The following is a 13,157-nucleotide window of genomic DNA, read 5'->3' as shown; positions in this document are numbered from 1 at the left end:
TACTTCTTCCTGGTCGGGCACGCGAGCAGCGAGGCGTTCCATGCCAGCGTCGTCGGGTCGATGCTGTCCGACCTGTTCCGGCCCGTCGACGGGGAGACCCAGCTTCGACGGTTCCTGCGGTCGCTGTGCGAGCTNCTGCGCGTACCCGCGGAGCTGACCGCCTCCGTCGTGGGCGAGACGGCGTTGGAGCCGGGGCACCTGAAGGACCTCATCGTCGCGCTGGGCGACCACGACCGGGCGCTGGCCCGGGAATGTCAGCACACCCTGCGGGCCCTGACGCTGTACAACTCCGACGACTACGACGAGCTGACCGTTGGCGAGACCTATCTGCGATCGATGGACGAACAGGAGCCCGGCGAGCGGGCCCGCCGCGGCATCCGGCCCGCCACCCGCCGCCCGGCCGACATCGTGCACGAGCTGTCCCGGCTGCTGGCCCTGACCGGGCCAAGCGTGATTGCGGTGGACCAGGTCGACACGGTTGTGGCCGAGGCAGCGGTCCGTGACGACGATCCGGACGGGCGGCGCGGCGGGTCGGTGGCGTTCAACGTGCTCGCCGATGGGCTGCTCATGCTGCACGAGCGGACCGAGCGGACGCTGTGCCTGCTGGCCTGCCTGCCGGCGAGCTGGATCCTGTTCCGGGAGAACGCGGTGACGTCCGTGCGCGACCGCTTCCACGAGATCATGCCGCTCAATCGGCTTGAGGATCCCGCGATCACCGTCCGGATCATCGAGCGGCGGTTCCGGGAGGACTTCGACCGGATCGGCTTCACCCCGCCGTACCCGACCTGGCCGGTGAAGCGCGCGGCGTTCGACCGCGCTCCCCATTACACCCCGCGCGAGCTGCTACAACGCATCGACCGGCATCTGGAGACCTGCCTGTCCGCCGGCGTCGTCCGCGAGCTGGACGACTTCTCCGCGCAACCCGACGCGCACGCTGCCGCCCGGGCCGCCGAACCAGCCACGCCCGATGCGTCCGCAACCGCGGCCGGATCCGCCGGGACCGTCGGATCCGGTATGGCTGGGATCGCGGGGGAAGTGGCCGGCCAGGCCGAAGCCCAGCCGGCGGCGGCGTCCCAGGAGGGTGCGAGGCGGGTCGGTTCGACACCCGCGGCGGACGGGAACTCGACCGGGCCGGCCTCGACCGCGGGGACGCCGCCGCACCCGGCCGAACCGTCCCTGGCGGCGCTGGACGCGGTGTTCGCCGAACTGGTCGCAACCGTGCCGAGCGTGACGCCGGCCAATGAGGACATCGTCATGCCGGAGCTACTGAACGCGGGACTCACCGCCTGGATCACCGAGAACGGCGGGACGCGCCGCGGCTTCGGCCTCGAACCGAGCCCGAGCGCCCGGCCGCCGCTGCACGCCCGGCTGTCCCACATCCTCAACGCCGAGACCGGCGAGCAGGCTCAGTGGTCGTTCCGGGCGATCACTTCCGGCCACGGCCGGGCGATCCTGCCCCGCATCACCAGCGCCTGCGTCATGTCCGGGATCGCCGCCGGCAACCCGCGCCGGCGGCTGTTCCTGCTGCGCAACACCGACTGGGGCCACGGCACGAAGACGCACGAGGCACTCGCCGCCTTCACCGAGGCGGGCGGCGTCGTGCACCGCCTCGACCGCGACGACCTGGCAACCTTCGCGGCGCTGCGGACCCTGTTCGACCGCCAGCATCCCCACCTGCGCGAATGGCTGACCGCGCGCCGCCCCGCCAGCGCAACGTCCCTGCTGCGCACGGCCTTGGGGGACGCCGCCGTCGAACCCCCCGGCGGCGCCGCGGAACCCGAGGCCGGCGCCGCGCGGACAGTGGACGACAGGGCGGGTGCGGCCGGCGGCTGTCCGACACCGGCGAACGGCTCCCCCGACCGGGTCGCCGGCATCCCCGCCCCCACCAAGCGGACGAGCGCGCCGGGCACGCCGTCCACGTTCGTACTCGGCACCTCGCTGGCTTCGGCGGAACCGGCCCGGCTCGATCTGGCCGTCCTGCGCCGGCACGTGGCGATCTTCGCCGGGTCGGGGTCGGGCAAGACCGTCCTGATCCGGCGGCTGATCGAGGAGGCGGCGCTGCGGGGCGTGTCCTCGATCGTGCTGGACCCGAACAACGACCTGGCCCGGCTGGGCGAGGCGTGGCCGAGTCCGCCGGCCGGCTGGCAGGGCGAGGACAAGAGCCTCGCCGACGACTACCTCGCCGGCACCGACGTGGTGATCTGGACGCCACGGCGCGACGGCGGCCGGCCGGTGAGCTTCCAGCCGCTGCCCGACTTCGCCGGTCTGCGCGACGACCCGGACGAGTTCGCCGCGGCGATCGACGCGGCCGTGGCCACTCTCGCGGCGCGGGCGGGCGTGACCGGCGCGACGTCCCGGGCCAGCATCGGCCGGGCGATCCTCACCGCCGCGCTGCGCCATTTCGCCCGAGGGAACCGGTCCGGTCTGACCGCGTTAGTCGAGCTGCTCGCGGACCTGCCCGACGGGGTGACCGACCTCGACCCGGCGGACAAGCTCGCGAAGGGCCTGGCCCAGACACTGCGCGCGGCGATGGTGAATGATCCGCTGTTCGGCGGGCAGGGCGCGCCGGTCGATCCCGGGGCGCTGCTGCGCCCGGCCCCGGGACGCCGCGCCCGCGTCTCCGTGATCAGCCTGATCGGGCTGNCCCAGGACGAGCAGCGGCAGAGCTTCGTCAACCAGCTCCAGCTCGCCCTGTTCGCCTGGGTGAAACGCAACCCCGCGGGCGAGCGTCCCCTCGGCGGGCTGTTCGTCATGGACGAGGCGCAGACGTTCGCCCCGTCCGGGCCGACCACCGCCTGCACCGCCAGCACGCTGGCGCTGGCCGCCCAGGCGCGCAAGTACGGCCTCGGGCTGGTGTTCGCGACCCAGGCGCCGAAGAACCTGCACAACGGCATCCCCGGCAACGCCACCACGCAGTTGTTCGGCCGGCTCAACAGCCCGACCCAGATCGACGCGGCCCGGCTGATGGCGCGCGCCAGCGGCGGCGACGCGGCGGACATCGGCCGGCTCGGCGTCGGCGAGTTCTACGCCACCAGCGAGGCGCTGACCTTCGAGAAGATCCGCACCCCGCTGTGCCTGACCCACCATCCCGCCTCCCCCCTGACCGACGAGGAGGTCATCGCCCGCGCCAGGGAGGACTAATGACCCCGAGACGCGCACCGACGACGGTTCCAATGCGCCCGTCTCGCGCACCCGCGAGAAGCGAAAGCTGATCTGCGGCTGAGCGGCGCCGAGGAGCGACTTATCCACGAGCTCGGCGGCCCGAATCCCCCACGAACGCCGTTCCTCCGGGTATACGGACGACTTGTCGCTGCGCTGGAGACCGTGCGGGAGGCCAGTTATGATCTCGTGCTGTTCGACTGCGCGCCGAACTTCGGAGTTCTGACCCGGACGGCGATCGTCGCCAGCAACTGCCTACTGGTACCGAGCCGTCGGATCGGCTTTCCACTCAGGCGATCGACCACCTCGGGGAACGGCTCGATCATTTCGTCGGCGAGTACGACGACAGAGCGGGCCCGGCAGCGACACGGAAGGGAATTCCTGCTCGGNTGATCCCTCGGATCCTTGGAGTCGTCTTCACGATGGTGCGGTCATACCAGCGCGACGAGGTCNCCCCCTCTCAACGCAACGCGATCGACCAGGTCCAGCGCAAGCTTCCGGTGCTGAACTCCATCATCTTCGACACCGTCCGGTATGGCGGCACGACAGCGACCGCGCCTATCGTGCTTGNGGATCCGCAATCCCGCCAGCAGCGGGACATTCCCGGCCAGTGNCAGGCTCTAGCAGCCGAGTTCACCGCGAGACTGGAGGCGCTGCACGATGAATGACACGAGGCCGGCGGCGCTCGCGGCCGCGCTTCGACGGCTCGCCGACCTGGTTGAGAGTCTGGACCTCGCGAGCCTAAACGATCTCCTCTCCGGCCGGCGATCTCTGATCCTCGGCGCACGAGAGCAGTCGGCGAACGCCCGCCAGGCTGGACGCTCCCCTGTTCCAGNCACCTCCACCAAACCGGCCTTCGGCGACGATCTTGGGCATATCGTCTCGCCGCAGGAGGCCACTGCCGCGCACGCCGCCCTGACGGCGATGTCTAGCCGAGAGGAGGCTGCGGCGATACCTCGACACCTTCATTCCCCGGTTGACGGCACTTGCCGACGCGCTGCACGTCCCGCACCGTGCGCGGGAACGACGAGCCGATCTCATTGACAAGATAGCGGACGCGACCGTCGGCGTTCGCCTGGACACCCGGGCCATGCGAAGAACCCCGCCGAGACCCGCCCCGTGACCAAGGCATAAAGTTTTCCGGTGTGGGGGACTCCGCGGTAACACCAGGATTGGCGGCAAGCAAGTTCGGCCTGTTCGACGGGTTCGAGGCGTACCGCACGCCGTCGGTCGAGGACTACCGGCGGGTGCTGACGAGTGGCATGGTCGTGCCGGACACGAACGTCCTGCTCAACCTGTATCGCTATCACCCGGACGCGCGCGACAACCTGTTGGATGTGCTCACCGGGCTCGGCGAACGGGTGTGGGCACCGCATCAGGTCGTCGCGGAGTTCTGGACCCAGCGCACCAACGTGCTGCGCGACCCGCGGGGCACGACGGCGGCCCAGAGCGAGCTGCTGAAGCTGCNCGACCAGGCTGACAAGGTGATACGCACCTGGGTTAACCGGCTCTCCCTCGACCTGGTGGAGGCGACCGGCCTACACAGGGCCCTCGCTGCCGGGTTCGACCATGTGTCGGAGCGGATCGCGGCCACCCATGACCGCGAGATGGCACGATATTCCACCGACTCGAACCTCGACCCCGTCGTGAAGCGACTGGCGACCATTCTCGAGCGGCGGGTCGGTCCCGCTCTGCCGCCCGACGAGCACCGCGAGGCGGTCGACGAGGGTCTGCGCAGGGTCGAGCAGCAGCGCCCGCCCGGTTACAAGGACGGCACGAAGAAGGGTGCCGCTCCGGCTGGCGACTACGTGCTCTGGAAGCAGATCCAGGTGGAGGCCGGCGCGCGACACTGCGCCGTCCTCTTCGTCACCGGAGACGTCAAGGAGGACTGGTGGCGTCTCGACCAGGGCCTCCCCGTGGGCCCGCGGCCCGAACTCGTCCGGGAGCTGCTCGACACCGCCGGCTGCGCCCTGTACATGGTCCGGCCCGACACGCTGCTCCGGCTGGCCGGGGAGATGCTCAGCGTCGAGGTGCCCGCCGCCGCGCTGGCCGACGTCGGTCGCGTCCAGCAACTGCAGCAGGAGCGGAACGATCGGGACGACGAGCCCGAGGACCAGGAGACCGGCNGGACCGCGGTGGCGCTCGACGCGGTCCTCGGCCGGCTGCGCCAGGAGGCGGCGGTGCAGGCGCGGGCGATCGAGCGGGCCGCCGAGTCCGACGGTTTCATCAGCCGCGAGGAGGTGTACCGGATCGGCTACGGGGCGGACCGCAGCCTGCGCGGGTTCACCCGTCCCGTGCGCCGCATCGTCGCCTACTTCCAGGGCCGCGGGCGCATCCCGCTCGACGCCGAGCCGCTGCTGGACGCCGTCTACGACGACCAGTCCGGCCAGGCCATCGGCTTCCAGCTCCCCGTCTCCGTCACCGCGCTGCTCGGCTCCCCCGCCGACCCGGCGGTCGACGAGGACTGAATCCACCGGCCCTGGAGTTCCGATGACCTACACGAGTCCCGTGGACGTGCTTCTGCTCCTGGTCCGCGACGACCAGGTGCTGCTTGCCCTGCGTGCGGGAACCGGATTCGCCGACGGTTGGTGGAACCTGCCCAGCGGGAAGCTCGAACACAACGAGGACGCCGCCAGCGCGCTCGTGCGCGAGGCCCGCGAGGAGACCGGCCTCGTCCTCGATCGGTCCAGGCTCTGCCTCACCGCCACGATCCACTCCCGCAATGACCGCGGNAGCGCGCGCCTCGGCCTGGTCTTCCGGCCGGCGAGTTGGACGGGCGAGCCGGTCAACGCCGAGCCGGAGAAGTGCGCCGGAATCGCCTGGTTCCCCCTCGACGCGATCCCCGCGCGGACCTACAGAACCTCCCGCACCGGCATCGAGCTGTTCCGCNGCGGCGAGAACTTCGCCGCCAAGGGATGGTGATGTGCCCGCCCACCCGACCAAGTAGCGGCCGCGTTCATTCGGTGGCATGAGTTCGGGCGCCGTTCATCTCACCGGCCTTCCGCCGGTCACCCCTGCCCGAGAAGGGTGACAGTGTGACATCGATCCGTCGCACCGTTCTGGCCGCCGCCGCGGCCGCGGCACTCGCGTGTTCCGCCGCCGCGACCGCAAGCGCATCGACGACGACAGCCGCGTCGACGACGGCGAGCACGCTGACGACGGCCCCCGGGAGTCGTGCGGCGGCCGGTGCCTCGGCGGCGCCGGGCGGGCCGCGGGAGCGGGTCTGCCCGCCCGGCGCGGTCGCCGTCGGGTTCAGCGACGCGCTGGACAAGGCGTCGATCGGCGGCGTGACGGTCGGCGGGTTGTCGGGGCTCGCGGCGGACTGGCGCAGCGGCGGGTACGTGGCGGTCCAGGACCACAGCGGGACGGATCCGGCGCGGCTGTTCTTCTTCCGCGACCCGCGCCACCCCACGCCGACGGGCACGCTGACCCTGCGCCGACCGGACGGCATCCCGTACGACGCGGCGGGCTTCGACGGGGAGGGTGTCGCCGTCCTGCCGGACGGGCGGTTCCTGGTCAGCTCGGAGACGGAGCCGTCCGTGCGGGTGTTCGGCCGGGACGGTCGGCAGGCCGGGCAGCTCGCGGTGCCGGCCCGGTTCGCGGTCGCGCCCGCCGGCGAGGCGACGGCGAACGCCACCCTGGAGGGCCTGTCGATCTCGCCGTCGGGGCGGTTCGTCTACGCCGCGATGGAGGGCACGCTCGCCGGGGACGCCCCGGCCACAGAGGCCGCCGCCACAGACGCCGCCGGTCCCGGACAGCCGGGGAGCGGACAGCCCGGGAGCGGACAGCCCGGGGCCGGACAGCCCGGGAGCGGGCAGGCCCCGTTCCGGCGGATCCTCGTCTACGCCGCCGACCCCGGCGCGGCCGACGGCTTCCGGCTGATCCNCCAGCTCGGCTACCGGGTCGACCCGGGCAACCGGATCGCCGAGGCGACGGCCTACGGTGACGGGCGGCTGGTCGTGCTGGAGGCGGCGTTCACGCCGAACGTCGGCAACACCGCGACCCTCTACGCCGTCACCGGCGCCGACCGGGCCCCGGACGTCGGCGGCATCGCCGACCTCGCCACCGCGCCGGCCGCCGACATCATCGTCAAGCAGCCGGTCGCGGACCTCGTCCGCTGCCCGACCCTCGGCGCGCCCAGCCGGGAGCCGCAGCTCAACCCGCTGCTCGACAACTACGAGGGGCTCGCCGTCGCCGCGCCGCCGGCCGGTCGCGGCCCGGCGACGCTCACCCTGATCAGCGACGACAACCTCGCCGCCACCCAGATCACCCGCGTACTCACCCTCGCCGCGCCCCTGCCCTGACCACCGCCCGCGCCGACCCCTCGGCGAGGCGATCCGGGCGGTGACTCCCCTGCCCCGCGGGGCGGTGCCGGACATCGTCCGAACGCAGGGCGATGCACCCGTTCGGGGGCGCCGGGGCGGAGTGGTCACCCCCGGATGGGCGTGGCGGGGTCCACGATGCGGGCGCCCGAACGAGCGTCACCGGGCCGGCCGTCGAAGGTGCCTGGCGAGCAGCGTCACCACCGCCGCGCGCCGCGCGCCCACCAGCGTCGCCGCGGCCGGCCGGGCGCCGTCGCGTGCCGTCGGGCGTCGGGACGGCGACCCCGCCCGGGGGAGCACCCCCGGGCACACAGACTGCCTTCGTCAACCGGTGCCGGTCCCTAGGTCCCCTTACAAAACTCCAACAGTCCCGGCGGGTTCGCCGGGACCGCCCAGGCAGAGTCGTCTCGACGATCCGTCGGTGACCGACCTGAAGGAGCCAGCGTGCCCATCTGGCACATCCGTCCCTACGAGACCGTCGACTACGCGGCCACCGTGCGGCTGCTCGAGGAGGTGCGCAGCACCCCGGGCGGACCGCCGATCAACCTGACCGACACCGTGCTGGCGCTGCGGCACGAGCCGCCCGACACCGAGTCCCCCGTCGTGGTCGCCGTCGCGGGCGAGCACATCGTGGGGGCCGCGATCGGGCGCAAGGAGGGTGGCGCGGGCCGGGTCCTCACGGTCGCGATCGCGCCGGCCTGGCGTCACCACGGCATCGGCTCCGGCCTGCTGCAGAGCGTGGAGAACCTGCTCCTGCACGCCGGCTGCCGGCGGATCACCACCCTGATCACCCCCGGCCAGTCCGGGGAGGAGGCGTTCCTCAACCGCGGCTTCAGCGCCACCGGGCAGGTGCTCTACGACAAGCAGATCCCGCTGCGCCCGGCGGACGTGTCGACCGTCGAACGCTGGGGTGGGGCGCTGCTGAGCACGTCCGAGTGGTCGAACCTCGCGGGCATGGAGGACGAGCGCAAGCTCATCGAGCAGCGGCTGCTGCTGCCGGTGCGCGAGCGAGAGCTGGCCGAGGCCTACGGCGTGGTCATCCCCACGGCGATGCTGTTGTTCGGGCCGCCGGGAACCGGTAAGACGTCGTTCGCCCGCGCGATCGCNGCCCGGCTGGAGTGGCCGTTCGTGGAGCTGCTGCCGTCGCGNCTGGCCTCGGGGGCGGCCGGGCTCGCCGCCGAGCTGCGTTCGGCGATCGACGACCTGATGGGCGTCGAACGCGTCGTCGTGTTCATCGACGAGGTCGACGAGATCGCCCAGTCCCGCGAGACCCGGCCGGAGAACCAGTCGGTCGTCAACGAGCTGCTCAAGGCGATCCCGCTGTTCCGCGGGGTGCAGGGACGGCTGCTGATCTGCGCGACGAACGCGGTGTCGGCGCTGGACCCGGCGTTCGTCCGGCCCGGCCGGTTCGACCTGGTACTCCCCGTCGGGCCGCCGGACGCCAGCGGACGCCGCGTGCTGCTGGCGGGCCTGCTGGAGCGGGTCGCCAACAAGGAGGACATCGACCTGGACGCGGTGGTGGCCGCGACCGACCTGTTCACCCCCGCGGACCTCTCGGCGGTCGTGCAGCGCTCGGCCGCGGCGGCCTTCCACCGGGCCGCGGACGGCACCTGGCTGCATGGCAAGCCCGGCTCGGACGCGGCCGGTCCCGACGGCGGCGAGAACCCCGCGGCGACGCCGCTGACCACCGCCGACCTGCTCGACGCGGCCCGACAGGCCCGTCCGACGATCAGCCTGACCGAGCTCGACCGCTTCCGCCGGGACGCGGAGGCCTTCACCCGCATCTGAGGTCCTTTGCCGGTGCCGGGTGCGGCGGGACCTTCGGTCCGTCCGCACCCGACGTTCGGCTGCTCCGCCCGGAAAGCGGCCGATCCGGCGGAGAATGACGACTGGAACAGATGCTTCTGGTTTCTCCGCGGCCTCGAGATGGGTTTCTTCGCCATGACTGTCGGAAATCGCGCGCTCTACATCGTCGTCTGCGGCGGCGGGTATCCCGCCGACGACCTCCCCGTCTTCGTCAAGCAGGCGCAGTCGACCGGATGGGACATCCGGGTCGTCGCCACCCCGTCGTCGCTGAAGTTCATCGACACCGGCCTGCTCGCCAACCTCACCGGTCACGGGGTGCGCAGCGAGTACACGCTGGTCGAGGACGACAACGAGGAGCGCCCGGTACCCGACGCCATCGTGGTGGCGCCGGCCACCTTCAACACGGTGAACAAGTTCGCCGGCGGGATCTCCGACACCCTCGCACTCAGCCTGCTCAACGAGACGATCTGCTCGGGGATCCCCATCATCATCGGGCTGCCGCCGAACCCGACCCACGCGAAGCATCCCGCGTTCCTCGCGAACATCGCGACCCTGCGTTCNTGGGGCGTACAGGTGATCTTCGAATACGAGGACGTCGTGCTGGAGAACGTCCCCGACATCGAGGCGTGGAAGGCGTTGTTCCCCTGGCAGAAGCTCCTCGACGCNCTCGAGGCCGCGAAGACCTCCTGAAAGACTGCCGCGCTACCCGGCCATCAGGCTCCCGGGCCACCAGGTCATCGGACCACCAGGTGATCGGGTGACCGTGTGCGACATCCCCCGCGCGGTCACCCGAGTGCCGGCGCCTGTCCGGCGGTCGGCGCCGGTGCGGCCGTCCGGGTCCGCAGACCGGTTCGGACGGCCGCGCCGGCCAGGAGCAGCAGTCCGACGGCGGCCCAGACGACGAGGCAGCCGACACCGGCGGCGATGCCCCGGCCATCGAAGTACTGGCCGCCGCGCAGCACCGACAGGCCGCCGCCGTGGGGAGAGTACGGGGTCAGCGCGGCCACGGTCCCCAGGACGCGCCCCAGCACCGTGGCGCCAAGCGCGCTGCCGATCGCCAGGAAGACGATCGCGTAGAACTCGATCGTTCCGTTGGGATTCGTGGACGCGGTCGGGGCCAGGTCCGTGACGGTCAGCTTCGTCCCGCTCGCGGCGGCGAAGCGCTGGCCGACCTGGACCAGGGCGTCTCGACGGAGCGCGCCGCCCCGCTCGCGACCACGAGGGATCATTTTTCGGGTCGAGCCGTCACGGGTCGGCCCAGCCCGCCACGATCCGGTCACGCGTGCAGCGGCAGATCCACGGTCACGGCGGTCGGGCCGCCGGACGGGCTGGTGACGGCGAGCCAGCCGTCCACAGTGCGGACCCGCTCCACCAGGCCGGCGAGCCCCCCGTCGCCGCCGGGGTCGACGCGCGCCCCGCCGGCACCGTCGTCGCCGACGACGACGCGCACCCGCCTGGCGCGCCCGACGATGCTGACGTGCGCCTCGCCGGCATGGCTGTGCTGGGCCGCGTTGGCCAGCAGCTCGGCGACGCAGCAGTAGGCGATCGTCTCGATCGCCGCCGACGGCCGGTCCGGCAGGTCGACGTTCACCCGCACCGGCAGCGCGCTGCTCGCGGTGAGGCTCACCAGCGCCGCGCCGAGGCCCCGGTCGAGGATCGGCGGGTGGATCCCGCGGGCGATGTTCCGCAGTTCGACGAGGACCTCCTTGACGTCGCGGTGGGCGGCGTCGACGAGCGTGCGGGTGGTCTCCAGGTCGACGGCGTCGCCGTCGGCGGCGAGGTGTTCGCGGGCGATGCCGAGGTTCATCGCCATCGCCACCAGCCGGACCTGCGCCCCGTCGTGCAGATCGCGTTCGATGCGGCGCAGCGCCGCGGCCGAGTCGTCCACGGCGGCGGCGCGGGTGCGTTCCAGGTCACGCACCCGCTGCGCGGTGAGCGATCGCCGGGTCGGGCCGAGCAGGCCGCGGCTCAGCAGCACGTCCAGTTGCACCAGCCCGCGCACCGTCCAGCGGGCGACGGGCAGCATCAGCAGCCCCGTCACGGTCACCCCGACGATGAGGGGGGCGGTGTCGAGGAAGTAGTCGGTGCCGAACGAGGCACCGCGGTGCCCCTGCCCGTCGCCGTCGTGCTGCAACGGCAGGGACGGCCGCCAGACCGCGTAGGTGACCGCGCCCAGCGCGTAGCCCCAGAGCGTGATCGAGACGATCCCGCTGACCAGCGAGAGCGGAAACTTCAGCAGCAGGTAGGCGAGAGCCCGCCAGCCGACCGTGTCGCCCAGCCCCGCCCGGATCCAGCCGGACGCACCGGGACGGCGTGGCCGGAACGGGCGGGGCGCGGGAACGCGCGCGTGCAGCAGCCCGACGGCCAGCCGCCGGTTCACCTCGCCGAGCCGGCGGGCGCCGACGATCAGTGCCGCCAGCAGCGGCAGGCCGACGACGGTGGCGGCGAGGCCGGCGCCGACGGAGATCGCGACGACCGCGTAGACGAAGGAGAGGATGCCCAGCAGCAGCCCGACCAGGGTGTGGGCGAACTCCCGGTGCACCCGCCAGCGCGGCGGTCCAGGCTCCCGCGCGGGGACGCCGGGCGGTGGGCTCGTCATGATCATCGGCGCCTTCGGAAGCAGTATGTCACGGCCCGGTCGCCCGGGACACGGTCACCGCGGGACGCCCGGTCCCCGTGGGGACGCCTCTCAGCCTGCCGCCGCGTCCTCGACGCTCCCAGCCGGTGTGCCCACCACTCGCCTTCGGGTTATCCCGACCCCGCCCCGTCCCACGCAGATCCATCCCGCCCCGCCCCGTGGCCCGCCCCGCCCCGTGGCCCGCCCCGTCCCGTTCAGACGGGCGAGGCCAGCCTTGCGGCGGGAAACTCCGCGGCGTGCGTGTCGAGCCACTGCGCGTAGGTCCGCGGCGGGCGGCCGAGCAGCGCCTCGACGGTGGGCAGCACGGGCGACTCGTCGAGCGAGCCGTCGAGGTAGAAGTCGGCCATCGCGGCGGCGTACTGCGCCGGCATCGTCCGGTCGAGCTCCGCGCGGGCCTCGTCGGGCCCGAGTGCCACCAGCCGCAGCGGACGACCCAGCCGCTCGGCGAGCAGCCGGAGCCGCTCGGCCGGCAGCAGCGACTGCGGCCCGCTGACGGTGTGGATCGCCCCCGCCTGCCCGCCCGGAGCGGTCAGCACCCGCGCGGCCACGGCGGCGATGTCGGCTGGATCGATCACCGCGGCCGGGGCGTCCGGAAACGGCTCGCGCACCTCGTCGCCGGCCTCGAGCTGGGGCAGCCAGCGCAGCGTGTTCGACATGAACGCGAAGGGGCGCACGACCGTCCACGGCACCCCCGCGGCGGCCACGGCCTCCTCGGAGCGCACCATGTAGTCGGTGACGGCGTTGCTCCGGTCGCCGCTGGCCGCGGAGCTGCCGGACAACAGCACGACGTGCTCCACCCCGGCGCGGCGCGCCTCGGCGAGCACCCCCGGCATGTCCCGGTAGCCCGGCAGCAGGAACATCCCCCGCACGCCGGCCAGNGGACCGGCCAGAGTCTCCGGTCGGTCCAGGTCTCCGCGCACCACCTCGAGCGGCGCGCGTGACGTGGATGACTCCTCGCACGGGGATGACGCAGGTGACGGGGATGAGGCGGACGGCGCGGGCCGGGCGGGCAGCTCGCCGCGACGGGTCAGNGCGCGGACCGGCTGGCCGGCCGCGGCGAGCGCGTCGACGAGTTCCCGCCCGATGTTGCCGGTTGCTCCGGTGACGAGGTACATGATCGTCCTTCCCGGCGAGAGTGCTCAATGATCAGCTTGACGGCGGTACGGAACGTTCCCTAACAATGCGGGACCATAAACCTGCACGCCGCAACCCACGGCCCGCCCGGGTTCGAC

The 13,157-nt window shown here is 72.7% G+C and carries 6 protein-coding genes and 10 pseudogenes; 11 read left to right on the top strand and 5 right to left on the bottom strand.

From position 1 onward, the window contains the following. Window positions 1-336 precede the first annotated feature (336 nt). From UK94_RS76515 to UK94_RS75055, 11 genes and pseudogenes are all read left to right on the top strand, one after another. Window positions 337-2,643: pseudogene (locus UK94_RS76515) on the top strand (DUF87 domain-containing protein); the annotation flags it as partial. Window positions 2,644-4,421: 1,778 nt separating this feature from the next. Then, window positions 4,422-4,626, top strand: a pseudogene (locus tag UK94_RS65275) (PIN-like domain-containing protein); the annotation flags it as partial. Between the two features lies 1 nt (window position 4,627). Beyond that, window positions 4,628-5,285 (top strand): annotated as a pseudogene (locus tag UK94_RS65270) (PIN-like domain-containing protein); the annotation flags it as partial. A 364-nt stretch (window positions 5,286-5,649) separates the two neighbouring features. Continuing rightward, window positions 5,650-5,891, top strand: a pseudogene (locus UK94_RS65265) (NUDIX domain-containing protein); the annotation flags it as partial. Between the two features lies 1 nt (window position 5,892). Then, a pseudogene (locus UK94_RS65260) lies at window positions 5,893-6,048 on the top strand (DNA mismatch repair protein MutT); the annotation flags it as partial. Window positions 6,049-6,194: 146 nt separating this feature from the next. Next, a pseudogene (locus UK94_RS65255) lies at window positions 6,195-7,044 on the top strand (esterase-like activity of phytase family protein); the annotation flags it as partial. Window position 7,045: 1 nt separating this feature from the next. Further along, a partial coding sequence (locus UK94_RS65250) for an esterase-like activity of phytase family protein (RefSeq protein ID WP_235489830.1) occupies window positions 7,046-7,463 on the top strand: 418 nt, incomplete at its 5' end. A 462-nt stretch (window positions 7,464-7,925) separates the two neighbouring features. Then, window positions 7,926-8,587: pseudogene (locus UK94_RS65245) on the top strand (GNAT family N-acetyltransferase); the annotation flags it as partial. A gap of 43 nt (window positions 8,588-8,630) precedes the next feature. Continuing rightward, window positions 8,631-9,269: ATP-binding protein (locus tag UK94_RS65235; protein ID WP_235489827.1), on the top strand; the 639-nt coding region annotated here is incomplete at its 5' end. A gap of 138 nt (window positions 9,270-9,407) precedes the next feature. Further along, window positions 9,408-9,847 (top strand): annotated as a pseudogene (locus tag UK94_RS25465) (flavoprotein); the annotation flags it as partial. Window position 9,848: 1 nt separating this feature from the next. Continuing rightward, window positions 9,849-9,952 (top strand): annotated as a pseudogene (locus UK94_RS75055) (phosphopantothenoylcysteine synthase); the annotation flags it as partial. A 120-nt stretch (window positions 9,953-10,072) separates the two neighbouring features. Here UK94_RS75055 and UK94_RS25460 read toward each other — a convergent pair. The 5 genes and pseudogenes from UK94_RS25460 to UK94_RS65225 all read right to left on the bottom strand — a co-directional run. Next, the gene (locus UK94_RS25460; protein ID WP_011606602.1) at window positions 10,073-10,516 is read right to left on the bottom strand and encodes a hypothetical protein; all 444 of its coding nucleotides are present in this window, start codon (window positions 10,514-10,516) and stop codon (window positions 10,073-10,075) included. 47 nt (window positions 10,517-10,563) lie between these two features. Beyond that, a complete protein-coding gene (locus UK94_RS25455) occupies window positions 10,564-11,886 on the bottom strand; it encodes a sensor histidine kinase (RefSeq protein ID WP_235489825.1) in 1,323 nt (440 codons plus the stop codon). 233 nt (window positions 11,887-12,119) lie between these two features. Continuing rightward, a complete protein-coding gene (locus tag UK94_RS25450; RefSeq protein ID WP_235489822.1) occupies window positions 12,120-12,803 on the bottom strand; it encodes a nucleoside-diphosphate sugar epimerase in 684 nt (227 codons plus the stop codon). 1 nt (window position 12,804) lies between these two features. Then, window positions 12,805-12,956: pseudogene (locus UK94_RS65230) on the bottom strand (nucleoside-diphosphate sugar epimerase); the annotation flags it as partial. A 1-nt stretch (window position 12,957) separates the two neighbouring features. Continuing rightward, a partial coding sequence (locus UK94_RS65225; protein ID WP_235489859.1) for an NmrA family NAD(P)-binding protein occupies window positions 12,958-13,040 on the bottom strand: 83 nt, incomplete at its 3' end. Window positions 13,041-13,157: the final 117 nt, after the last annotated feature.

This window comes from Frankia sp. AvcI1 (assembly GCF_001420875.1).
Lineage (GTDB): Bacteria > Actinomycetota > Actinomycetes > Frankiales > Frankiaceae > Frankia > Frankia alni.
The sequence above is the reverse complement of the archived record's forward strand: the minus strand, read 5'-3'. Positions and strand labels throughout refer to the sequence as shown.

Excerpts from the sequence above, each read along its gene's own strand:
- UK94_RS25455 (WP_235489825.1), bottom strand. The coding sequence starts at position 11,886 with ATGACGAGCCCACCGCCCGGCGTCCCCGCGCGGGAGCCTGGACCGCCG.
- UK94_RS25460 (WP_011606602.1), bottom strand. The coding sequence starts at position 10,516 with ATGATCCCTCGTGGTCGCGAGCGGGGCGGCGCGCTCCGTCGAGACGCC.